This window comes from Streptococcus sp. E24BD, from assembly GCF_041807825.1.
Taxonomy (GTDB): Bacteria; Bacillota; Bacilli; order Lactobacillales; family Streptococcaceae; genus Streptococcus; species Streptococcus entericus.
On sequence record NZ_JBGTZB010000002.1, the window covers coordinates 1 to 23,594 of the forward strand.

Consider the following 23,594-nt stretch of genomic DNA (forward strand, 5'->3'; position numbering starts at 1 on the left):
ATATGTGTCTTTCTAATGAGTTGTTTAAGCACTTTTCATTGTAGGTCATATGGAACTTTTTTTCTACACTCAAAAGGCTCTATAATCTCCATGGTGGATTTACCCACTACAGTCTTATAGAGCCTCTTTTTTGTGAGAAAAATGATTATTTAATGAACTAAAAAAAGCAGGTACGAAGCCTGCTCCTTAAAGGATTGTAATAATGTTGTAAGAGATAGAATTGGGGAAGTAAGCCCAATCTTTTTTTGCTGGTTGCGGTAAACCATTTGTAGTCGTCTAGCTTATTTTGCCAAACCTTCCGCAATTTTTTCCAGATTCCATTTCATCATGGCGTAGTAAGAATCACCTTCTTGACCTTTTTCCGCTACTGAATCTGTGAAGATTTCAGAGTGAATAGGGATACCTGTGTCTTTAGAAACAGTCTCCATCGGACGACGGTCAACAGATGATTCGATGAAAAGGGATGGTACTTTTGATTTTCTAAGAGTTTCCACTAATGTTGTAATTTGTTCTGGTGTTCCTTCTTCTTCAGTATTGATTTCCCAGATATAAGCTGATGGGACGTTGTAGGATGCTGAGAAGTATTTAAAGGCACCTTCGCTGGTCACGATAAGTTTTTTCTCTGCTGGGATGGCAGCAAAAGTAGCTTTAGCAGTCTTGTCTAGTTCTGAGAGCTTAGCGACATAAGTGTCCAGATTCTTTTGGTAAGCCTCTTTGTTGTTTGGATCCTTATCCATCAATGTTTTAGCAATGTTTTGAGCATAGATGATGCCATTTTCAACATTGAGCCAAGCATGTGGGTCCTCTTTACCTTGTTGGTTTTGCCCTTCAAGGTAAATGACCTTAACGCCGTCACTAACAGCAAAGTAGTCTTTATTTTCAACCTTATTGGCAGTTTTGATCAGTTTAGTAAACCACGCATCACCACCAGTCTCAAGGTTTAGACCGTTGTAAAAGATGACATCAGCATCAGTTGTTTTTTGAATATCAGCTGCCAAAGGCTCGTATTCGTGTGGGTCTTGTCCAATCGGAACAATACTGTGTAAATCAACCAAATCTCCAGCGATATTTTTGGTCATGTCCGCTAAAATTGAATTGGTCACTACAACCTTTAGCTTACCGCTATCAGTTGATTGAGTTTGCCCGGTGTTTGGTGAGCAAGCCACCAAAAGCAAGGTAAAAGCTAGACTAAGATATCCAAGTAATTTTTTCATGTGTTCTTTCCTTTATTTCTAAAAAGTGTTTGTTTAGGTGATATAAAGAAAGAAGTAATGAAAATTAAAGTGGTAGTTAGCACAATACTTGATCCAACTGGTAGGTTAAAACTATAACCAAGAAAAATACCTAAGGCAGAAGAGAACATACCCAAGATAGAAGACAAAAGCAACATGCTTTTGAGACTGTTCGTAAATAAATAGGCTGTTGCTGCGGGGGTAATGAGCAAAGCAACAATCAAAATAGTACCGACACTCTGCATGGCGACCACAGCCACCAAGGTTAGGCAAATCATGAGTAAGTAGTGATAAAAACTTACCTTAATCCCCATAGACTGTGCCAAAACAGGGTCGAAAGAGGTCAATTTCAATGGTTTGAAGAAAACCACGATGATGGCAAGGACTGCTAGCGAAACGATAATAACTGCCCATTTGTCAGTATCCTGAACGGCTAAGACATTTCCAAATAGGATGTGAAATAAATCTGTTGAGCTTCGTGCTAGGCTTATTAAGATAATTCCAAGTGCCAAAAAAGCTGAAAAGATAATCCCAATCGCTGTATCACCTTTGAGTGTTGAATTCTCCTTAACAAAGGTGATGAGCACAGAAGCTAAAAGGCCAAACACTAAAGCTCCGATTAAATAGTTCAGTCCTAGTAGGTAAGAAATGGCTACTCCAGGCAGAACGGCATGAGAGATAGCGTCCCCCATTAAAGACATGGACCGTAGGATGATAAAGCAACCAACAATACCTGCCACAGCTCCTATGATGACAGCTGTGATTAAGGCATTTTGCAAAAACTGGTAAGAAGCGACAGCTTCGATAAAATGACTAAGCATGGCTCACCTCCTCATGACTGAAGAAAAGATCACCATAAGCCGCTTGAAGATTAGCAGGTGTGTATACATCAGACACCTTACCGTAAGCCACCAGTTTTTTGTTGAGAATAAGCAGATGGTCGAAATACTGCTTGACCTTACTCAAGTCATGATGAACCACCAAGATGGTTTTACCAGCGTTTTTCAGTTCCTTGAGGAGCTCGATAATAATGGCTTCGCTCACTGAATCAATGCCAACAAAGGGTTCATCTAAGAGGATAAAGTCTGCTTCCTGTACCAAACAACGCGCAATCAGCATTCGTTGAAACTGACCGCCTGATAAAGCTGAAATAGGACGCTTTGATAGTTCGGTGAGACCGACTTGACTGAGGACGTCATCAATTTTCTTCCAGTGTGAAGTCGTTAGGCTGTTGAATAACCCTAACTTTTTATAAAATCCCAGTGAGACACATTCCCGAACAGTCATCGGAAAGGTGACATCAATGTGACTTTTCTGTTCGACATAGGCGATTTTTTCGAGTGCAGCTACCCCCATCTGTCCGTCAATCGCCACATTCCCCTGAAAGGGGACAAAGCCTAGAATGGCCTTCATCAGTGTTGATTTGCCGGCACCATTAGGACCGATAATCCCAATAATGCCAGGCTGGTCAATCTGACACGTTAGACCGTCTAAGACCAGTTGGTCACCGTCGTAAGTAACGGTGAGATGTTCTATAATTATCATTACTAATCTCCTTATATAAAAGAGGTTGAATGCTGTTACATTCGTTCAAAAATTAATCAGTTAACAATAATTACAATCACCTTATTATCACACAATTTCACAAAAAAGTCAAGGATTTTCTGGAAAGTATCACTATAGTAGAGGGCTAAATCGTCAGAACAATAAAATCTGATGAGTTGTTAGTTTATAAACAAACTAAGAATAGCAGTTGGTGGATGTAAATTGGGAAAGTAAGTTCGCTGTAGTTGTCGTACTTGTTAGCTGAAATAGGTTGAGGTGTTTTGTAACTTAAAACGAAAAGACCAGGACTATTGTCCCAGTCTCCTTCATGTTAATGTTAGCATAGACTATTCAACTGTTTATCGACCGTACTTGATGCGGAGCATTCGCTCCTGCTTTTTGTCCAGCCTTAGCAAGATAACCACCTTATCAATGGACATATTGCTGTCGAGCAGGCGTTCAGCTGCCATCATCAGGCCGTTGTTGATGCCGAGCTCTAGAATTGGATTGCGTTTATCGTTGACATCGACGATAAATTTGTTATCAGGCAAATCAAACAGCACTTTGACTGCCCCATAAAGTTGTTCAAAACTGTCAATTTCTAAATCGAAAACGGGTGTCGTCCCCTTTTTTAACGTTCGTCCACGATGGTTGAACCACATGGAGCGCCAGCCCCCATTATGAGCTCCCATGACATCATTGTCATAGGAGTCTCCAACATAGAGAGTGGTTGCTGGGTTGAAGCCAAATTGCTGAGCAGCTAGGTTAAAAATCTCACGCTCAGGCTTTTGAAAGCCAGTCGCCTGACTCACGATAACACGCTTAGGCTCAACGTAGTCATAAAGTCCGAGTTTCTTAACTTTTTTCAGTTGGTGTTCTGTCGGGCCATTGGTGATAACGCCCATAGGCACACCTTTGGACTTGAGAAAATCTAGTGTCAGACGCATCTCGTCCAGCATGGTGATGTTATCTAACTCCCGCTCATAGACTTCCTGAAAGTGTGTACCAGTTGCTTCATCAATCTCAGGGTGCCCAAACTCCAACAGTGTTTCCTTGCAGCGCCAGAAGCGGAAGTATTCGACAGTCCACTCTCCAGCCATCACACGAGGAAAACCGATATCGGAATAGTGCCTAAATCGGATATAAGCAGGTTTTATCTGGCTCATATCAAAGTTTGGGAAGCATTTTTCCATAGCAATCCGATAAGGAGCCTGCTGGTCATAAATGGTATCATCTACATCAAATACAATCGCTGTAATCATTCATTATCCCCTTTAATTATGCTTCAAACATTATACTATTTTTCCTAAAAAAATTCAAACAAGCTCTGCTATTTTTCTGTCATGTGTCTGTTAAATACTGTAATGGACACTGTTAATGCAACAGCTCTTAATCAATCGAAAAGTCTGGTTTTACGAACCAATAAGCAGCTGTTTACAAAAAATGGTTAACTTGATGTGATATTCAAATCAGCCAATAATTTACAGAAGCAAGTCATATAAACATCTGTTTGTACAGGGCGTTTATTTAATTTTTAAGTTTGGTAGGTAGGTCTTAGAATGATGATAAGATGTTCAGCAAATTTTTGGTGTTTAATGAGTTTTTTGATATAATATAAATTGAGGTATGTTATGAAAAAAAGTCATCGTAAGAAAGCCTGGTCGGAGTTGACCATTTGGGATATTGGTTCAGTTGTTTTACAGACCGTTAGGATATTGTCTCATTTTTTATACATTATAGCCTTATTGTTTGGTATGATGGGGATTGGTACGGCATTTGGTTACCTGGCGAGTCAGATTGATCAGGCCAAAGTGCCAGAGGTTCAAAAGTTAGTCAAGCAAGTAGGGTCCTTCACACGGATTTCGCAGTTGACCTACTCTGATGGTAGCTTGATTGCTGCGATTGATACCGATTTATTGCGAACGCCTGTAGAGAGCTCTGCTATTTCTGACAATATTAAACACGCTATTGTCTCTACAGAAGATGAAAATTTCGCAACTCATAAAGGTGTTTTGCCAAAGGCAGTTTTGAGGGCGGCGCTGACGACGATTTTGAGCATCGGTGAGACTAGTGGTGGCTCAACCTTGACCCAGCAGTTGATTAAGCAACAGGTCTTGGGCGATGTGCCAACTTTTAAGCGGAAGTCGCAAGAAATGATTTATGCCTTAGAGTTGGAACGCCATATGGACAAGGACACTATTTTGACGAATTATCTCAATGTGTCGCCATTTGGTCGTAACAACCGAGGTCAAAATATTGCAGGTATAGAGGAGGCTGCTCAGGGGATTTTTGGGGTATCTGCTAAAGATTTGACGATTCCTCAGGCGGCATTTTTGGCGGGCTTACCACAGAGTCCGATTGTGTATTCCCCTTACACATCGGATGGCAATTTTAAGACACCCGATGATATGGCGATAGGAATCAAACGAGCTAAAAATGTGCTCTACAATATGTACCGTACGGGTGTTATTGATAAACCGGCTTATGATGATTATGTGGCATACGATATCACTCAGGATTTCAAGAAGCCAGAGGCGATTGAGGAGACCAACCACGGCTTTCTCTACTATACAGTCATGGAAGAGGCTGAGGACCTGCTTTACGACTATTTGCTCAAGCGGGATAACGTTTCTGATTTAGATAAAACAAGTGATGCTGTGCAAACTGCCTACCGTGAAAAAGCTAAAGAAGAATTGGCTTTAGGAGGCTACCATGTCACAACGACGATTCATAAAACGGTTCATCAGGCCATGCAGGACACGGTTGCTAATCTTGGACACCTCTTGGATGATGGGACAGGGCTTGTAGAAATAGGCAATGTCCTCATGGACAATCGAACTGGGGCGGTACTTGGTTTTGTTGGTGGTCGTAACTACGCTGATAACCAAAACAATCACGCCTTTGATACGAAACGGTCACCAGGTTCAACCATCAAATCACTCCTCCCTTACGGCATCGCTATTGATCAAGGATTGATTGGTAGCGCCAGTGTGCTATCTAACTATCCTGCTAATTTCTCTAGTGGTCAACCGATTTTGTATGTGGGTAGCAGAGGAACAGCAGCTGTCACTTTACAAAATGCTCTGGACATGTCTTACAATATCCCTGCTTTTTGGACCTATAAGCTCCTGAGGAAACGGGGTGTTGATGTTGAGGGTTACATGAGCAAGATGGGCTATGAATTTGATGACTACAGCATTGAGAGTTTGCCGATTGGTGGTGGTGCAGAAATGAGTGTTGCTCAACAGACCAATGGCTATCAGATGCTTGCTAATGGCGGTATTTATCATAAGAAACATGTTGTCCAAAAAATAACAGCAAACGATGGCACGGTAATCTATGAGTACGACGACAAAGGTGAGCGAATTTTCTCCCCTGCTGGAGCAGGGATTATGACCCATCTTTTACGTGGACCGCTAAGATCTGGTGCGACAACGGCATTTATCCGTGAAATTGGTGCTTTGAACCCTCAATTGCCAAACGGAGACTGGATTGGCAAAACAGGTACCAGTGATGAGAATGTGGATTCGTGGTTAATGGTTGGTACACCGGCAGTTACCCTGGGCACATGGGCTGGTCATGATGATAATTCACCTATGAGCAATATTTCAGGTCGCCACACTCATACTTATGTTGCTCGATTGGTCAATGCCATCCATCAGGCGGATCCGTCAATTTTAGGATTAGAACAGCGCTTCAATTTAGCGCCTGAGACCATATCATCTAGTGTTCTTACCTCCACTGGTATGCAAGCGGGCACGGTGATGGTCAATGGTCGACAGATTAGTGTAGGAGGCGCGACGACGGTTTCTTACTGGGCTAAAAACGGAGCACCTGTGACCACTAGTGATTTTATGGTGGGAGGGTCAGCTAGCGACCGCCAGCAGGCTTGGACAGCTATTGTAGGGGTTCAGACACCGAGCCCTAGCAGTGCGTCCAGCAACAGTGCCCCAAGCACATCCTCTAGTGCCACTAGTTCAGCACCAGAACCGCAAACTGAGGCAACAACTATAGGTCAATAAATTTGCCAAAAAAAGATAAATATGTTATAATTTTTAAGATATTTGTCGTTTGTTTTGGTTGAAATCTTGTCCAATCAAGACTAGCAGCAGTTAAATCAGAGCTTTTCAAGATTTAGCTGCTCTTTTTGTGCCTATTTTTAGGGAAAAATGGCTTTGTCATTAAAACTTAAAAATTCTGACATTTCATCGACCACGGCAAATAACCTACGCGACGTAGGCGGCGGTCAAACCGCCATCATGCAGTTAACTAAACTTGACCGTTCAGGTCATCGTATTCTTATGTACAAAGGAGTTTAACTTGGCAGGACATAACGTTCAGTACGGGAAACATCGGACCCGTCGTAGTTTTTCACGCATCAAGGAAGTACTTGACTTACCTAATTTGATCGAAATTCAGACAGATTCTTTTCAAGACTTTTTAAACACGGGCTTGAAGGAAGTCTTCGAAGATGTGCTTCCAGTATCTAACTTTACCGACACCATAGAGCTTGAGTTTGTTGGGTATGAGCTGAAAACTCCAAAATATAATTTGGAAGAGGCACGCTCTCACGATGCGAACTATTCAGCACCACTCTATGTGACTTTCCGTTTGATTAACAAGGAAACTGGCGAAATCAAGACTCAAGAGGTCTTCTTTGGTGAATTCCCATTGATGACCGAGATGGGGACTTTTATCATCAATGGTGCAGAGCGCATTATCGTTTCTCAGTTGGTGCGGTCACCCGGTGTTTACTTTAATGACAAGGTTGACAAAAATGGGAAAGTCGGTTACGGATCAACAGTTATTCCAAACCGCGGGGCTTGGTTGGAGCTAGAAACTGACTCTAAAGATATCGCCTATACGCGTATTGACCGCACAAGGAAGATTCCATTTACGACGTTGGTGCGTGCTTTGGGCTTCTCTGGTGATGATGAAATTATAGACATTTTCGGTGACAGCGATTTAATTCGTAACACGATTGAGAAAGATATCCATAAAAATCCAGCCGATGCTCGTACAGAAGAGGCGCTTAAAGAAATTTATGAGCGCCTACGTCCAGGTGAACCAAAAACGGCTGAAAGTTCAAGAGCTCTCTTAATTGCTCGCTTCTTTGACTACAAGCGTTATGATTTGGCAGCTGTTGGTCGCTACAAGATGAACAAGAAGCTAAATGTTAAGACGCGTTTGCTTAACCAAGTCATTGCTGAAAACCTCGTTGACCCTGAAACGGGGGAGATTTTGGTGGCATCTGGTAACTTGATGACCCGCGAGGTGATCGATGGTATCGCAGAACACTTGGATGGGGATCTTAACAAATTTGTCTATACGCCAAATGATTTTGCTGTGCTAACTGAACCGATCCTCTTACAGAAATTCAAGGTCGTGTCCCCTATTGATCCAGATCGTGTGGTAACGATTGTCGGCAACGCCAATCCAGAAGACAAGGTGCGTGCCTTGACCCCAGCAGACATTTTAGCAGAGATGAGTTACTTCCTCAACTTGGCAGAAGGTATTGGCAAGGTGGACGACATTGACCACTTGGGTAACCGTCGTATCCGTGCGGTTGGTGAGCTCCTAGCGAACCAGTTCCGTGTCGGATTATCACGGATGGAGCGCAATGTGCGCGAGCGGATGTCTGCTCAGGATAACGAGGCTCTCACACCACAACAAATCATTAATATCCGCCCTGTGACCGCTGCGGTCAAAGAGTTCTTTGGTTCTTCCCAGCTCTCACAGTTCATGGATCAGCATAACCCGCTGTCTGAACTTTCCCACAAACGCCGTCTATCAGCCCTTGGTCCTGGTGGTTTGACGCGTGACCGCGCGGGTTACGAGGTACGGGACGTACACTACACCCACTATGGTCGGATGTGTCCGATTGAGACGCCAGAAGGTCCAAACATTGGGTTGATCAACAACTTGTCTTCGTTTGGACGTCTTAACCGTTATGGTTTTATCCAAACACCGTATCGTAAGGTTGACCGTGCAACTGGTCAGGTCACCAATGATATCTTCTGGCTGACAGCTGATGAAGAAGATGAGTTCACTGTTGCGCAGGCTAATTCTCGTCTCAATGACGACAATACTTTTGCAGAAGAAGTTGTCATGGGACGTCATCAAGGTAACAACCAAGAATTCCCAGCAGACATTGTTGACTTCGTTGATGTGTCTCCGAAGCAGGTTGTTGCTGTGGCGACAGCATGTATTCCGTTCCTTGAAAACGATGACTCCAACCGTGCTCTGATGGGAGCTAACATGCAACGTCAGGCCGTTCCTCTGATTGACCCTAAAGCCCCTTATGTGGGAACAGGGATGGAATACCAGGCAGCCCACGACTCTGGGGCAGCTGTCATCGCCCAACATGATGGTAAAGTTGTCTATTCTGATGCAGATAAGGTTGAGGTTCGTCGTAACGATGGTAGCCTTGACGTTTACAAAATTACCAAATTCCGCCGTTCAAACTCAGGAACAGCCTATAACCAACGAACCTTGGTTAAGGTGGGTGACTTGGTTGAAAAAGGGGACTTCATCGCTGATGGTCCTTCTATGGAAAATGGCGAGATGGCGCTTGGTCAAAACCCAATCGTTGCCTACATGACCTGGGAAGGTTATAACTTCGAAGATGCGGTCATCATGAGTGAACGCTTGGTCAAAGAGGATGTTTATACCTCTGTCCATTTGGAAGAATATGAAAGTGAAACTCGTGATACCAAGTTAGGCCCTGAAGAGATTACTCGCGAGATTCCAAACGTCGGTGAAGATGCTCTTCGTGATCTTGATGAAGTCGGGATTATTCGTATTGGTGCTGAAGTTAAAGAGGGCGATATTCTCGTTGGTAAGGTAACACCGAAAGGTGAAAAAGACCTCTCAGCTGAGGAGCGTCTCCTCCATGCTATCTTTGGAGACAAGTCACGTGAAGTGCGCGATACCTCTCTACGTGTACCGCACGGTGGTGATGGTGTTGTTCGCGATGTTAAAATCTTTACTCGTGCCAACGGTGATGAACTGCCATCTGGCGTTAATAAACTAGTACGTGTCTACATCGCTCAGAAGCGTAAAATCAAAGTGGGTGATAAGATGGCGGGACGTCACGGGAACAAAGGTGTCGTATCGCGTATTGTTCCAGTTGAGGATATGCCATACCTGCCAGATGGAACACCAGTTGACATCATGCTCAACCCGCTCGGGGTACCATCACGGATGAACATCGGTCAGGTTATGGAACTTCACCTCGGAATGGCGGCTAAAAACCTAGGTATCCACATTGCGACCCCAGTCTTTGACGGAGCGACTTCAGAAGATCTCTGGTCAACTGTTAAAGAAGCTGGCATGGATAGCGATGCTAAGACTGTTCTCTACGACGGAAGGACAGGTGAGCCGTTTGATAACCGTGTCTCAGTTGGGGTCATGTATATGATCAAACTCCACCACATGGTTGACGACAAGCTCCATGCCCGTTCAGTTGGTCCATACTCACTGGTTACCCAGCAACCGCTCGGTGGTAAAGCTCAGTTCGGTGGTCAGCGTTTTGGTGAGATGGAAGTTTGGGCGCTGGAAGCTTATGGTGCATCAAATGTCCTTCAAGAAATCTTGACCTACAAGTCAGATGATGTGACGGGTCGTCTCAAAGCCTATGAAGCCATCACTAAAGGTAAGCCAATTCCAAAACCAGGCGTGCCAGAATCCTTCCGCGTTCTTGTTAAAGAATTGCAGTCACTTGGTCTTGACATGCGTGTCCTTGATGAGGATGATAATGAAGTCGAACTTCGTGATTTGGACGAGGGTGAAGATGATGACGTGATGCACGTTGATGACCTTGAAAAAGCTCGTGAGCGTCAAGCACGTGAAGCAGAAGCCTTTGCTCGTGAATTGGCAGAACAAGAAGGTAAGACAACGGAACAGGTTGACGAAGAAGCTGAAGAAGATGAGGCAGCATTAGAAAATTAATAATAAGAAGCTGACTAGGCGGCCCTCGCCTAGTCCAAACTTCTTGCGAGTTGAGAAGGACATTAGTGTATGAGAAGTGTTTTAGTGCCACTAGTTGTTTGTGCCATATTGCAGTCCTTGTTGTACTTGAAAAATAAAAAGGCACCAATCAATCAACGAGAGGTCAAGGTGGTGAAAAAGTTCAAGAAGTATAACCTCCTAACCTTGTTCCCACGTTCACGTTGCTTTTTGGTTCTCGAAGACAGCAGTGGGCATCACTGGACTCAAGACATTTCAAAAGAGCTCTATGACCAGCTTGTTGAGGGTCAACAAGGCTTATTAGTCACCAAAGGCTCACAGCTAATTTCCTTTGAAACAAGATAAATTTCCCTTATTCTTTTGTATAGCAGAAATTAAGAAAGGTAAAATGTAGTGGTTGACGTAAATCGTTTTAAAAGTATGCAAATCACTCTGGCATCACCCAGCAAGGTTCGTTCATGGTCCTATGGTGAAGTGAAAAAGCCAGAAACTATCAACTACCGAACCCTAAAACCAGAGCGCGAAGGTCTCTTTGATGAGGTCATTTTTGGACCGACCAAAGACTGGGAGTGTGCGTGTGGCAAATACAAACGTATTCGTTACAAGGGCATTGTCTGTGACCGCTGTGGTGTTGAAGTCACTCGTGCCAAGGTCCGTCGTGAACGCATGGGACACATTGAACTCAAGGCGCCGATTTCTCACATCTGGTATTTTAAAGGTATCCCATCTCGGATGGGCTTGACCTTGGATATGAGCCCACGTGCGCTGGAAGAGGTGATCTATTTTGCGGCCTATGTGGTTATCGATCCGATGGAAACACCGCTTGAGCACAAATCTCTTTTGACCGAACGCGAATACCGTGAAAAACTCATGGAGTACGGTCACGGCTCTTTCGTGGCAAAAATGGGGGCAGAAGCCATCCAAGACTTGCTCAAGCAAGTGGATTTGCCAACTGAAATTGCTGCTCTAAAGGAAGAGCTAAAATCAGCAACAGGGCAAAAACGTGTGAAAATCGTTCGTCGTTTGGATGTGCTGGATGCTTTCCACAAGTCTGGTAACAAGCCAGAATGGATGATCCTTAACATCCTGCCAGTTATTCCACCAGATTTGCGCCCAATGGTGCAGCTGGATGGTGGTCGTTTTGCGGCCTCTGACCTCAATGACCTTTACCGTCGTGTTATCAACCGTAACAACCGCTTGGCTCGTCTTTTGGAGCTTCATGCCCCAGGCATCATTGTTCAGAACGAAAAACGGATGTTGCAAGAGGCGATTGATGCTTTGATTGATAACGGTCGACGTGGTCGTCCAATCACAGGACCTGGTAGCCGTCCGCTCAAATCGCTCAGCCACATGCTCAAGGGTAAACAAGGGCGTTTCCGTCAAAACTTGCTTGGTAAGCGGGTTGACTTCTCAGGGCGTTCCGTTATCGCTGTTGGACCAAACTTGAAGATGTACCAATGTGGTGTCCCACGTGAGATGGCGATTGAACTCTTCAAACCATTCGTCATGCGAGAAATCGTTGCTCGTGACTTGGCTGGAAACGTCAAGGCGGCAAAACGTATGGTGGAACGTGGGGATGAGCGCATCTGGGATATTTTGGAAGAGGTTATCAAAGAACACCCAGTGCTCCTTAACCGCGCACCGACCCTTCACCGTTTGGGAATTCAGGCCTTTGAGCCTGTCCTAATCGACGGACGTGCGCTTCGTCTGCACCCGTTGGTGTGTGAGGCTTACAACGCCGACTTTGACGGTGACCAGATGGCTATTCACGTGCCATTATCTGAAGAAGCACAGGCAGAAGCTCGTCTCCTGATGTTGGCGGCGGAACACATCCTCAACCCGAAAGATGGTAAACCAGTTGTAACGCCATCTCAGGACATGGTTCTTGGTAACTATTATTTGACCATGGAAGACGAGGGGCGCGAAGGTGAAGGCATGGTATTCAAGGACTATGATGAGGCTGTTATGGCTTGGCGAAATGGTGTTGTGCACCTGCACAGCCGTGTTGGTATCGCTGTTGATAGTATGCCTGATAAGCCTTGGACAGATGACCAGCGTCATAAGATTCTGATGACAACTGTTGGGAAAATCATCTTTAACAAAGTTATCCCAGATGACCTGCCTTATCTGCAAGAGCCAACGATGGCTAACCTGACTGATGGGACACCAGATAAGTACTTCCTGGAATCTGGTCAAGATATTAAAGCTGTCATTAAAGCTCTGCCATTGAACCAACCATTTAAAAAGAAAAATCTGGGGCATATCATTGCAGAGACTTTCAAACGCTTGAGAACGACAGAAACGTCTGCCTTCCTTGACCGCTTGAAAGACTTGGGTTACCATCATTCTACCCTTGCTGGCTTGACGGTTGGTGTGGCGGATATTCCTGTCATTGACAACAAGCAAGAGATTATCGAACAAGCGCACGACCGAGTGGAGCAGCTTAATTTGGCCTTCCGTCGTGGTTTGATGACCGATACGGATCGTTATATCGCTGTTACGACGACTTGGCGTGAGGCCAAGGAAGCTCTGGAAAAACGCTTGGTTGAAACCCAAGATCCGAAGAACCCAATCGTTATGATGATGGACTCTGGAGCTCGTGGTAACATCTCAAACTTCTCCCAGTTGGCCGGTATGCGTGGTCTGATGGCGGCGCCAAACGGTCGTATCATGGAATTGCCAATCCTGTCTAACTTCCGTGAGGGTCTGTCGGTACTCGAGATGTTCTTCTCTACCCACGGTGCTCGTAAGGGGATGACCGATACCGCCCTCAAGACTGCGGACTCAGGTTACCTGACTCGCCGTCTGGTTGATGTGGCGCAGGATGTTATCATTCGTGAGGATGACTGTGGAACTGATCGTGGCTTGACCATCACAGCCATTACCAATGGTAAGGAAGTGACCGAGACCCTTCAAGAACGTCTGGCTGGTCGTTACACCAAGAAAACAGTTAAGCATCCTGAAACAGGTGCGGTTATCATCGGTCCTAATCAGTTGATTACGGAAGCTAAGGCGGCTGAAATCAGCCAAGCTGGTGTTGAAGAAGTCACCATTCGTTCCGTCTTTACATGTAACACCCGTCACGGTGTCTGCCGTCATTGTTACGGTATCAACTTGGCGACTGGTGATGCGGTTGAAGTTGGTGAAGCAGTTGGTACTATCGCCGCTCAATCCATCGGTGAGCCTGGTACCCAGTTGACCATGCGGACCTTCCACACGGGTGGTGTGGCCTCAAACACCGACATCACCCAAGGTTTGCCACGTATCCAAGAAATCTTTGAAGCCCGTAACCCTAAAGGGGAAGCGGTCATCACCGAAGTTAAAGGTGAGGTGGTACAAATCGATGAGGACGCTAGCACTCGGACCAAGAAGGTTTACGTCAAAGGGCAGACTGGCATGGGTGAGTACCAAGTACCGTTCACTGCTCGTCTGACAGTCAACGAAGGTGACTTTGTCAACCGTGGTCAAGCGCTGACAGAAGGATCCATCCAGCCAAAACGCTTGTTAGAAGTCCGTGATACCCTTTCTGTAGAGACCTATCTCCTTGCAGAAGTACAAAAAGTTTACCGTAGCCAAGGGGTAGAAATCGGTGATAAACACGTTGAGGTGATGGTGCGTCAAATGCTCCGCAAAGTACGTGTCATGGATCCAGGGGATACAGACCTTCTGCCTGGTACTCTTATGGACATCGCAGACTTTACTGATGCCAATGCGGAGTACGTGATTGCTGGACAAATCCCAGCGACCGCTCGTCCTGTGCTGATGGGAATTACCAAAGCCTCTCTGGAGACTAATTCCTTCCTTTCTGCCGCATCCTTCCAAGAGACAACTCGTGTCCTCACTGATGCCGCCATCCGTGGTAAACGTGACCACTTGCTGGGTCTCAAGGAGAATGTTATCATCGGTAAGACCATTCCAGCTGGTACTGGTATGTTCCGTTATCGCAACATTGAACCTCAAGCAGTCAACGATATCGAAATCTTAGAAGATATTGCACCAGTTGAGGTTACCGAAACTGTTTCAGAATAGTTCTGACAAAACTTATCTTGCTTAGGCAAGATAGGTTTTTGTTTTCTAGTGTTTAGGGGTATTTTATGTTATAATAAAACAAATAAAGCCATCAAGGAGGGGACTATGCGTTGTCCGAAATGCCATTGCACCAAATCAAGTGTTGTCGATAGTCGTCAAGCGGAAGAAGGCACAGCCATCCGTCGTCGCAGGTCTTGCGATGAGTGTCAAAATCGGTTCACAACTTTTGAGCGATTGGAAGAAATACCCTTGTTGGTGATAAAAAAAGATGGGACGCGAGAAGAGTTTTCCCGGGATAAGATTTTTAACGGTATTTTGCGTAGTGCCCAGAAACGCCCTGTCTCTAGCGCTGACCTGGAGGGCGTTGTTGACCGCATCGAGCAGTCTTTGCGTCAGACCTTTGAACGTGAGGTCCCCTCGACCCATATCGGCAATCTTGTCATGGATGAGCTGGCAGAATTAGACGAAATCACCTACGTTCGTTTCGCCTCTGTTTACCGGAGCTTTAAGGACGTTGACGAGATTGAGGAATTATTGCAACAGATTACTAAGAGGGTTCGTAGCAAGAAGGGACGGCGTTCCGATGAAGCCTAACGATACCTTCTCCTATCTAAAAAATAACTGTGTCTACCCTGATCAGGCTAGTTTGTTACAACTTTATCAGCCACTTATGGGTGCAGACGCTTATTTGGTGTACAATTATCTGGTTCATTTTTTTGATAATGGCAGAGCAATGCACCCTTTTACCGAACTGCTTAACCACTTGCAGTTTGGATTTGACCGTTTACGGACTGCTTTTGATAAACTGGGGGCTTTAGGCTTAATCAAGTTTTATCAACACTATCAAACCTATTTGATCAAGCTTAACAGCCCCTTGGATAGGGAAAGTTTTCTGAATAATGCTGTTTATCGTAGCCTGCTAAGCAGCTATATCGGGGAAGTTGCTGTGGAAGATTTACAAATGACCTTGCCAGTCGAGGCCGTTGATCAGACCAAACGTTTTTCAGAAGTATTTTCTGATCGCGGAGAAGTCTACCATCATCCCAAACAAGCTGATATTAACTTTGATCTCGAGCATTTCAAGCAGCTGATGAGACGAGATGGTCTCTATTTTGACAATGAACAAACGGATGTCTTAGGTCTTTATCATTTTGCTGAGGAGAATGGTCTGACCTGGTTTGATACTTATCAGTTAGCCAAAGCCACAGCAGTTAAGGGTCAACTATCACTGGTTCGCTTGCGTGCTAAGCAGGAACAGCAAGAGCAACCGAGTCAGAGTACTGGTCTAACTCGTGAGGAACAAGCTGCTCTAAAAACGGCGCAAAGCCATGCTCCAGAAGTTTACCTGTCTACCTTGAAAAAAATGAGAAAGGCGATGGTCACCGATCAGGAGCGTCAGTTGCTACGCGAATTGGCACAGATGGGCTTTTTGGATGATGTGATCAATCTCATGGTGCTATACACCTTACAACGCACCAAGTCTGCTAATCTTAACAAGGTTTATTTGATGAAGATTGCCAATGATTTTTCCTATAAGGGCATCAAAACAGGAGAGCAAGCTCTGCTTTATTGGCAACAAAAGCCACAGTCATCCGCTAAACCAAAGGCCGGCAGCAACCATCAAACCAATGTGCCGATCTGGAGTCATCAAGACTATAAAACGGAGTCCAGTCAAGAAGAACAAGAGCAACTAGAAGAGCTAAAACGTCAGATGTTGGGACAATCAGGAAGGGAGGAATAAGATGAAAAAAATTGGAGACACCTTATCAAGTAAGATGCCAAAATTTTTGCAAGACCAAGAACAGGTCTTACAGGATGTTCTGGCTCATCCTGATGTCGCTAACTTTATCGTGACTCATCAGCTGGATCGGGCAACGATTGAACGAAGCCTGCCCAAATTCAACCAGTACCGCCAAGAAAAAGAGCGTTTCATCAGCCAATCACCAGACTATTTAGCCAAAGGTTATGAGCCAATTTTGGTGATGAATGAGGGCTATGCTGATGTGACCTATCGTGAAACAAAAGAACTGATCCATCGTCAGCAACAAGTAGAGGCAACAGACCGTATCAAGCTTATCAATCTCCCAAAATCCTATCAGTACATCAGTTTTTCAGATATTGATTTTAGTGATCCTAACCGTATTACGTTATTGGCAGAGCTGAGTCAGTTCTTGCAAGCTTATCCAAATGTTCAAAAAGGCATTTATCTTTACGGGAATATGGGAGTAGGGAAATCCTTCTTGCTAGCTGGTTTAGCTAGAGAATTGTCCGTTCAAAAAGGTGTGGCAGTGACTATGCTTCACTACCCTACCTTTGTGGTTGATGTCAAAAATGCCATCTCGACAAGCTCTGTTAAGGAGAAAATTGATGATGTCAAGGCTGCTCCCGTTCTGATATTAGATGATATCGGTGCGGAAACTTCAACCAGCTGGGTGCGTGATGACGTCTTACAGGTCATTTTGCAATACCGTATGCTGGAGGAATTGCCGACTTTTTTTACGTCCAATTACAGTTTAGAGGATTTAGAGAAAAAATTAGCTCAAAGTAAGCAAGGGGATGAAACTTGGCAGGCCAAACGAGTTTTGGAACGAATTCGTGCCGTGGCTAAGGAGCTCCATCTTTTGGGGAAAAATCGACGCTAGAAAGTGAGAACACATGGCTTTACCAACCGTCGCCATCGTCGGGCGCCCTAATGTAGGAAAATCGACGTTATTTAATCGTATCGCAGGGGAGCGAATTTCCATCGTTGAAGACGTGGAAGGTGTGACGCGTGACCGTATTTACACGACAGCTGACTGGCTCAACCGCAAATTTTCCATTATTGATACAGGCGGTATTGACGATGTTGATGCGCCATTCATGGAGCAAATCAAGCACCAAGCAGATATTGCTATGACGGAGGCTGATGTTATCGTCTTTGTTGTGTCAGGTAAAGAAGGTGTGACTGATGCCGATGAGTATGTCGCCCGTATCCTCTACAAGACCAATAAGCCTGTTATCTTAGCAGTTAACAAGGTTGACAACCCCGAGATGCGAAGCGAGATTTACGATTTCTACTCACTGGGTCTGGGTGATCCCTACCCTGTGTCGTCTGTCCACGGGATTGGGACAGGTGACGTCTTGGATGCCATCGTGGACAATCTGCCCGCAGAAGAAGTTGAGGAAAATCCAGATATCATCAAATTCAGCCTGATTGGCCGTCCAAATGTCGGCAAGTCAAGTCTAATTAACGCTATTTTGGGAGAAGACCGTGTGATTGCTAGCCCGATTGCAGGGACAACGCGCGATGCTATTGACACTAGCTTTACCGATAGCGAGGGGCAAGAGTACATCATGATTGATACCGCAGGTCTGCGCAAATCTGGTAAGGTCTACGAGAATACGGAGAAATACTCTGTCATGCGCTCCATGCGGGCCATTGACCGCTCAGATGTTGTCTTGCTCGTCATCAATGCCGAAGAAGGCATTCGTGAGTACGACAAGCGGATTGCTGGCTTTGCCCATGAGGCAGGAAAAGGTCTCATCATCGTGGTGAACAAGTGGGACACCTTGGAAAAAGACAACCACACCGTTAGTCAGTGGGAGGCCGATATTCGAGATAACTTCCAGTTCCTATCTTATGCACCGATTATCTTTGTGTCAGCCGTGACCAAGCAACGCCTGCACAAGTTACCAGAGCTGATTAAGCGGATTTCTGAAAGCCAGAACATGCGTATCCCATCTGCAGTGCTTAACGATGTCATCATGGATGCTGTTGCGATCAATCCGACACCTACCGACAAGGGCAAACGACTGAAAATCTTTTACGCCACCCAAGTGACGGTCAAGCCACCGACCTTCGTTGTTTTTGTCAACGAGGAAGAACTCATGCACTTCTCTTATATGCGCTTCTTAGAAAACCAAATCCGCGCCGCTTTCAAGTTTGAAGGAACCCCAATCCATCTGATTGCACGTAAGCGGCAGTAGCCGAGAAAGGGAAATAAGATGAAAAGTAAGGTTATCATTTTGGCTTGTGGCTTGATTTTGTTGACTGCCTGTGGGAACAAGCAAACAGAGACGACGTCAACAGCTAAATCGTCAGCCTCGTCAACCACAGTGTCTAAAGTAGCAGACAGTCAAAAAGCTCAGGATCAATCATCGTCTAACAGCTCTGCCATGTCCCAAGAGAGCCCAAAAAGTTCTCAAGAAAATACCCCTGTCTCTGAAGACAAGCCTGAGACTGAAACAGCTGCTTCTCAAGCAGCAAGCACTCCATCAACGGGTTTTTACCACAGTGTTCGTGGTAAATATGGCGATGTGATCATTGTCAATAAGAAACACCCTTTGGCAGCCGATTATAATCCTGGTGAAGATGGGGTAGCTGGTGCTGCCTTTAGGGAGCTTTTGGGCGCCATGCGAGCAGCAGGTTTTAGTGTGTCGGACAATTACAGCGGATTTAGAAGTTATGATTATCAAGCCAGCCTCTATCAGAGCTATGTTAATCAAGATGGACAAGCCGCTGCTGACCGTTATTCGGCTAGACCAGGCTACAGTGAACACCAGACAGGTTTGGCTTTTGATGTTTTAGATGCTTCAGGGCAGCTTCTGGAAGAGCCTGCTGCTAGTCAATGGTTGGCAAACAATGCTCACCACTATGGTTTTGTGGTGCGCTATTTGCCAGGCAAGGAGAATATCACAGGTTATATGGCTGAGAGCTGGCATGTTCGCTACATCGGTCAGGAAGCCACCGAAGTTTACCAATCAGGCCTAACCCTAGAAGAGTATTACGGGGTTGAAGGCGGTGACTATTAAGTCATTGTTGCTGTCGACCACTTGGCAATCATCTCAACATTAAAAAAATGTCAAAAAAGCTTGACAAACGAGAAAAAAAGGCATAGAATAATAAAAAATAAATCAAGGAGGAAAAAGGTATGTTAACTAACCGCACGATCACCGTCGCAGCAGCATTTTACTATGGCTACTTTAGATAGTGTTTGTGTTTATGCCAGGCATAGATGCAAACAGACCAAACAGTTGTTTGTATCTATGGGGTCATGGCTATTTGAGTTGTTTGTCCACATAGATGAAAAAATCTAAGTGGACAGGCCTACCTGTTTTGTATGTTTTATACAATCCTCGGTTAACCACTTAGAATTTTCTAAGTGGTTTTCTGTTGTGCTTAATGAATAGAAAGAGGAAAATGATGTTTTTTAAGTCCTTAAAAATGTTCGTCGTTATGAGTTTTGGAGCGGTTGTCTTAGCTGCTTGTGGGAAAATGACAGATGATAAAGTGAAGCTGGGGATTATCCAGTATGCTGAACATCCTGCCCTCGATGCGGCGCGTGAAGGCTTTTTAGAAGCCCTACAAGAAGCTGGTTACACAGAAGGAGATAACCTCAAGGTAACCTTGCAAAATGCTCAGGCTGATCAGAGTAATCTCCAAACGATGGTTGAGAAACTGGCTGGGCAAAATGATCTCCATCTTGCCATTGCCACGCCTGCTGCTCAAAGTCTGTTGACTGTCGATGATAGCACACCTGCTCTATTTACCGCAGTCACTGACCCTGTAGCAGCTGGTTTGGTCAAGAGCTTGGAGCAACCTGGCGGCAATATGACGGGGTCGACAGATGCTCTAGATGTGGCTAAACAAGTTGAACTACTCACCAAACTGTTTCCAACAGCCAAAAAAATCGGCATCTTTTATAATTCCAGTGAGGTGAACTCAGAATCGCAGGCTAAGGTGGCAAAAAAAGCCTTAGAACAACAAGGTTTAGAAGTTATTGAAAAAACCGTGACCAGCACCAATGATGTGCAACAGGTGATGAGTCAGCTGGCAACTCAAGTTGATGCCATCTACCTCCCAACAGATAATACAGTTGCTTCAACCATTGCTACGATAGGTGATGTCTTAAGAGAAGCAAAGGTTCCTGCTCTTGGTAGTGATGAAGCGGTGTTAGAAGGTGTTTTATTGACCTCAGGAGTTGATTTTAAAGCTGTTGGAAAACAAGCTGGAGAATTAGCGGTGCAGATTTTAAAAGGGGAAAAGCCTTCTGAATTAAGCGTTAAAAGCCCAGATGCTACTAGTATTGCAGTTAATGAAGATATGGCAAAATTACTTGGGCTTAACCCAGAAACAATTAAACAGATAGGAAAAGAAAAATAATGAAAGATTTAGTCAAGTATTTGAGCATTGGTTTGTTAGCAGTGACCCTGGCAGCTTGTCAGCAGACGGATAGTAGTTCCTCATCAGGAAAGACTGTTAAAGTCGGCATTCTCCAATATGTCGAGCATGAGTCTTTGACAGCAGCCCGTCAGGGATTTGAAACAGAATTAGAACAGCAGGGTTACACGATCGAGTGGGATTATCAAAATGCCCAAGGGGATCAATCACAACTTCAGACCGTATCTGAGCGACTGGTTGCAGATAGTGATTTGGTACTTGGTATCGCAACTCCTGCGGCTCAGTCTTTGGCTCTAGCAAGCACAGAGACGCCGATTTTGTTTACGGCTGTGACGGATCCTGCATCGGCAGACTTAGTTGAGAGTTTGGAAAAACCTGGCGGTCTTTTGACTGGTACGAGTGACCAAGCACCGATTGGTAAGCAAGTTGAGCTCATCAAACAAGCTCTGCCATCTGCTAAAAAAGTCGGTATCCTCTATACCACCAATGAATCCAATTCGGAAGTTCAGGTCAAACAAGCAGAAGCAGCCCTTAAAGCAGCAGGTTACACCGTCGATAAAAAAGGTATTTCAAGCACCAATGATGTTCAGGATGCAGCGAGTAGCTTAATGTCAACAGTTGATGTGGTTTTTGTGCCGACAGATAACACAATTGCATCAACCATGGCGCTGTTGGGGCAATTATCCATTGAGAAGAAGGTACCGATTGTTGGGGGTTCTATTGATATGGTGAAAGTCGGTGGACTTCTCACCTACGGAACGGATTACCAAAAACTAGGTGCTCAAACCGCTCGTCAAGCGGTTAAAATCCTATCTGGGGAACAACCTGCTCGTCTGTCAGTTGAGTTACCTGAGCATTTAGAACTCTATGTCAATCAGGATATGGCCGACAAGCTGGACCTTGACCTTTCAGCTCTTACGACTAACTAAATCTTAGAAAGAAGGCTTTTTGATGTCACTTATCTTATCAACAATTTCACAGGGATTACTCTGGGCGGTTATGGTTATTGGTGTTTATCTGACCTTTCGTATTTTGGACATCGCTGATTTAACCGCTGAAGGGACTTACCCACTTGGCGGCGCAATTTGTGCCATTGCGATTGTCAATGGTGTCGACCCTATTCTGGCCACCTTGCTCGCTGCTGTTGGCGGTGCATTAGCTGGTGTGGTAGCAGGTTTATTACATACCAAGATGAAGCTACCTAGCCTTTTAACTGGTATTGTCGTTCTGACTGGTCTGTATTCGGTTAATCTCAAGGTTCTAGGCAAGGCTAATCTAGCTCTTCTTCAGCAGGAAACGTTGGTCAGTCGCCTGCGAGAATTTGGTCTAGACAAGACAGGAGCAGTGATGGTGATTGGCTTGATGACCCTAAGCATTATCCTAACTGGTCTTATTGGTTTGCTTCATACAGAACTTGGTTTAGCTTTACGGTCGACAGGGGACAATATTCCGATGAGTGCGGCGAATGGTATCAACACGGATAACATGAAAATTATTGCTTATGCCCTGTCAAATGGCTTGATTGCCTTATGTGGTGCGCTGTTGGCACAGAATAATGGCTATGCAGACATCAATTCAGGTGTTGGGACGATTGTTATCGGTCTAGCCTCTATTATCATCGCAGAAGTGTTAATTCGTCATTTAACCTTGGGTTGGCGTCTGGTTTCTATCGTTGTTGGTGCGGTGATTTATCGTCTGATTTTGCTGGCTATTCTCTCTTTGCCAGGTGTTGATGCAGATATGGTCAAGCTCTTTTCAGCGGGCTTACTAGCGGTGGTGCTGTATGTGCCAGAAGTCCAAGATAAGCTAAAACTGAGACAGCCTCGTGTAAGATAGGAGAATGAGATGACACAACTTGTAGAATTAAGAGCAATCCATAAAACCTTTGAAGCAGGAACAATCAATGAAAACCATGTCTTGAGAGGCCTTAATTTAACCGCAGAAGAGGGCGATTTTATCACCGTAATTGGAGGAAATGGGGCAGGCAAATCAACCTTAATGAACTGTCTGGCAGGCACATTACCCATTGATCAGGGGGATATCCTACTTGGTGGTAAAAGCATTAAGGATTTGCCTGTCGCTAAGCGGGCAAAAATGATTAGTCGGGTCTTTCAAGACCCTAAGATGGGTACAGCTTCTCGTCTAACCATTGAGGAGAATATGGCTATCGCCTACAAACGCGGTCAAGCTAGAGGGCTGACTAAGGGGGTTAAACAGAGCCAGCGCGAGCTATTTCGCCAAGAATTAGCAGAGCTAGGTCTAGGGTTAGAATATCGCCTCAAGGTCGACACGGCATTTCTATCAGGCGGTCAGAGGCAAGCGCTCACTCTGGTGATGGCTGCCTTGGTTAAACCACAGCTCCTTTTGCTGGATGAGCACACAGCTGCCCTTGATCCTAAGACCAGCGATATGGTGATGCAACTGACGGATAAGATTGTGACAGGCCACCGATTGACGACCCTGATGATTACCCATAACATGGAACACGCTATTCGCTATGGCAATCGCTTGATCATGCTTCATCAAGGGAACATTGTGGTGGATATTTCTGGTCAGGAAAAAGAAAAGCTGACAGTTTCAGATTTGCTGGAGCTTTTCCACAAAAATAGTGGTGAACGTCTGGCTAGCGATGAGCTCGTTTTAAGTTAAGCTGAAAAGTG

General features: G+C 44.9%; 17 protein-coding genes. 13 read left to right on the top strand and 4 right to left on the bottom strand.

Features of this window, described 5'->3' with window-relative positions; genetic code table 11:
• Positions 1 to 281: 281 nt before the first annotated feature.
• The 4 genes from ACERC5_RS00580 to ACERC5_RS00595 all read right to left on the bottom strand — a co-directional run bounded on the left by ACERC5_RS00580 (position 282) and on the right by ACERC5_RS00595 (position 4,039).
• Entirely contained in the window at positions 282 to 1,214 is a 933-nt protein-coding gene (locus ACERC5_RS00580; protein WP_373659910.1) for a metal ABC transporter substrate-binding lipoprotein, read from the bottom strand.
• On the bottom strand, positions 1,211 to 2,053 hold the full coding sequence (locus ACERC5_RS00585; RefSeq protein WP_373659911.1) for a metal ABC transporter permease subunit: 843 nt from the start codon (positions 2,051 to 2,053) through the stop codon (positions 1,211 to 1,213). Before ACERC5_RS00585 ends, ACERC5_RS00580 begins: the two co-directional genes overlap by 4 nt.
• Entirely contained in the window at positions 2,046 to 2,777 is a 732-nt protein-coding gene (locus ACERC5_RS00590; RefSeq protein WP_373659912.1) for a metal ABC transporter ATP-binding protein, read from the bottom strand. The genes ACERC5_RS00585 and ACERC5_RS00590 overlap by 8 nt, the downstream gene beginning before the upstream one ends.
• A gap of 359 nt (positions 2,778 to 3,136) precedes the next feature.
• The gene (locus tag ACERC5_RS00595) at positions 3,137 to 4,039 is read right to left on the bottom strand and encodes an HAD family hydrolase (protein ID WP_373658016.1); all 903 of its coding nucleotides are present in this window, start codon (positions 4,037 to 4,039) and stop codon (positions 3,137 to 3,139) included.
• Between the two features lie 369 nt (positions 4,040 to 4,408).
• On the opposite strand from ACERC5_RS00595, the gene pbp1b reads away from it, so the two are divergent.
• From pbp1b to ACERC5_RS00660, 13 genes are all read left to right on the top strand, one after another.
• Positions 4,409 to 6,799 carry a penicillin-binding protein PBP1B gene (pbp1b, locus tag ACERC5_RS00600; RefSeq protein WP_373659914.1) on the top strand — a complete coding sequence of 797 codons (2,391 nt, stop codon included), beginning with the start codon at positions 4,409 to 4,411 and terminating at the stop codon, positions 6,797 to 6,799.
• 298 nt (positions 6,800 to 7,097) lie between these two features.
• Positions 7,098 to 10,727 carry a DNA-directed RNA polymerase subunit beta gene (rpoB, locus tag ACERC5_RS00605; RefSeq protein WP_373659916.1) on the top strand — a complete coding sequence of 1,210 codons (3,630 nt, stop codon included), beginning with the start codon at positions 7,098 to 7,100 and terminating at the stop codon, positions 10,725 to 10,727.
• A 69-nt stretch (positions 10,728 to 10,796) separates the two neighbouring features.
• Entirely contained in the window at positions 10,797 to 11,090 is a 294-nt protein-coding gene (locus ACERC5_RS00610; protein WP_373658019.1) for a hypothetical protein, read from the top strand.
• Between the two features lie 48 nt (positions 11,091 to 11,138).
• Positions 11,139 to 14,774, top strand: coding sequence for a DNA-directed RNA polymerase subunit beta' (gene rpoC / locus ACERC5_RS00615; RefSeq protein WP_373658020.1), 3,636 nt, complete (start codon positions 11,139 to 11,141; stop codon positions 14,772 to 14,774).
• A 105-nt stretch (positions 14,775 to 14,879) separates the two neighbouring features.
• On the top strand, positions 14,880 to 15,368 hold the full coding sequence (nrdR, locus tag ACERC5_RS00620; RefSeq protein ID WP_373658021.1) for a transcriptional regulator NrdR: 489 nt from the start codon (positions 14,880 to 14,882) through the stop codon (positions 15,366 to 15,368).
• Entirely contained in the window at positions 15,358 to 16,515 is a 1,158-nt protein-coding gene (locus ACERC5_RS00625; RefSeq protein ID WP_373658022.1) for a DnaD domain protein, read from the top strand. The genes nrdR and ACERC5_RS00625 overlap by 11 nt, the downstream gene beginning before the upstream one ends.
• Before the next feature lies 1 nt (position 16,516).
• Positions 16,517 to 17,416, top strand: a complete 900-nt coding sequence (gene dnaI / locus ACERC5_RS00630) for a primosomal protein DnaI (protein ID WP_373658023.1) — start codon at positions 16,517 to 16,519, stop codon at positions 17,414 to 17,416.
• A 13-nt stretch (positions 17,417 to 17,429) separates the two neighbouring features.
• The gene (der, locus tag ACERC5_RS00635) at positions 17,430 to 18,740 is read left to right on the top strand and encodes a ribosome biogenesis GTPase Der (protein WP_373658024.1); all 1,311 of its coding nucleotides are present in this window, start codon (positions 17,430 to 17,432) and stop codon (positions 18,738 to 18,740) included.
• A gap of 18 nt (positions 18,741 to 18,758) precedes the next feature.
• Positions 18,759 to 19,565: an LD-carboxypeptidase LdcB/DacB gene (gene ldcB, locus ACERC5_RS00640; protein ID WP_373658025.1), complete on the top strand. Its 807-nt coding sequence runs from the start codon at positions 18,759 to 18,761 to the stop codon at positions 19,563 to 19,565.
• A gap of 391 nt (positions 19,566 to 19,956) precedes the next feature.
• Entirely contained in the window at positions 19,957 to 20,916 is a 960-nt protein-coding gene (locus ACERC5_RS00645) for an ABC transporter substrate-binding protein (RefSeq protein WP_373658078.1), read from the top strand.
• Positions 20,916 to 21,863, top strand: coding sequence for an ABC transporter substrate binding protein (locus ACERC5_RS00650; RefSeq protein WP_373659917.1), 948 nt, complete (start codon positions 20,916 to 20,918; stop codon positions 21,861 to 21,863). The genes ACERC5_RS00645 and ACERC5_RS00650 overlap by 1 nt, the downstream gene beginning before the upstream one ends.
• Positions 21,864 to 21,885: 22 nt before the next feature.
• Positions 21,886 to 22,770, top strand: coding sequence for an ABC transporter permease (locus ACERC5_RS00655; protein ID WP_373659918.1), 885 nt, complete (start codon positions 21,886 to 21,888; stop codon positions 22,768 to 22,770).
• Between the two features lie 9 nt (positions 22,771 to 22,779).
• Positions 22,780 to 23,583 (top strand): ABC transporter ATP-binding protein, encoded by an 804-nt coding sequence (locus tag ACERC5_RS00660; RefSeq protein WP_373659919.1) that lies wholly within the window; start codon positions 22,780 to 22,782, stop codon positions 23,581 to 23,583.
• Positions 23,584 to 23,594: the final 11 nt, after the last annotated feature.

Bases quoted from the DNA above. Each gene is read 5' to 3' on its own strand.
- ACERC5_RS00580 (WP_373659910.1), bottom strand. From the start codon at position 1,214: ATGAAAAAATTACTTGGATATCTTAGTCTAGCTTTTACCTTGCTTTTG.
- ACERC5_RS00585 (WP_373659911.1), bottom strand. From the start codon at position 2,053: ATGCTTAGTCATTTTATCGAAGCTGTCGCTTCTTACCAGTTTTTGCAA.
- ACERC5_RS00590 (WP_373659912.1), bottom strand. From the start codon at position 2,777: ATGATAATTATAGAACATCTCACCGTTACTTACGACGGTGACCAACTG.
- ACERC5_RS00595 (WP_373658016.1), bottom strand. From the start codon at position 4,039: ATGATTACAGCGATTGTATTTGATGTAGATGATACCATTTATGACCAG.
- pbp1b (WP_373659914.1), top strand. From the start codon at position 4,409: ATGAAAAAAAGTCATCGTAAGAAAGCCTGGTCGGAGTTGACCATTTGG.
- ACERC5_RS00610 (WP_373658019.1), top strand. From the start codon at position 10,797: ATGAGAAGTGTTTTAGTGCCACTAGTTGTTTGTGCCATATTGCAGTCC.
- nrdR (WP_373658021.1), top strand. From the start codon at position 14,880: ATGCGTTGTCCGAAATGCCATTGCACCAAATCAAGTGTTGTCGATAGT.
- ACERC5_RS00625 (WP_373658022.1), top strand. From the start codon at position 15,358: ATGAAGCCTAACGATACCTTCTCCTATCTAAAAAATAACTGTGTCTAC.
- dnaI (WP_373658023.1), top strand. From the start codon at position 16,517: ATGAAAAAAATTGGAGACACCTTATCAAGTAAGATGCCAAAATTTTTG.
- der (WP_373658024.1), top strand. From the start codon at position 17,430: ATGGCTTTACCAACCGTCGCCATCGTCGGGCGCCCTAATGTAGGAAAA.
- ldcB (WP_373658025.1), top strand. From the start codon at position 18,759: ATGAAAAGTAAGGTTATCATTTTGGCTTGTGGCTTGATTTTGTTGACT.
- ACERC5_RS00645 (WP_373658078.1), top strand. From the start codon at position 19,957: ATGTTTTTTAAGTCCTTAAAAATGTTCGTCGTTATGAGTTTTGGAGCG.
- ACERC5_RS00650 (WP_373659917.1), top strand. From the start codon at position 20,916: ATGAAAGATTTAGTCAAGTATTTGAGCATTGGTTTGTTAGCAGTGACC.
- ACERC5_RS00655 (WP_373659918.1), top strand. From the start codon at position 21,886: ATGTCACTTATCTTATCAACAATTTCACAGGGATTACTCTGGGCGGTT.
- ACERC5_RS00660 (WP_373659919.1), top strand. From the start codon at position 22,780: ATGACACAACTTGTAGAATTAAGAGCAATCCATAAAACCTTTGAAGCA.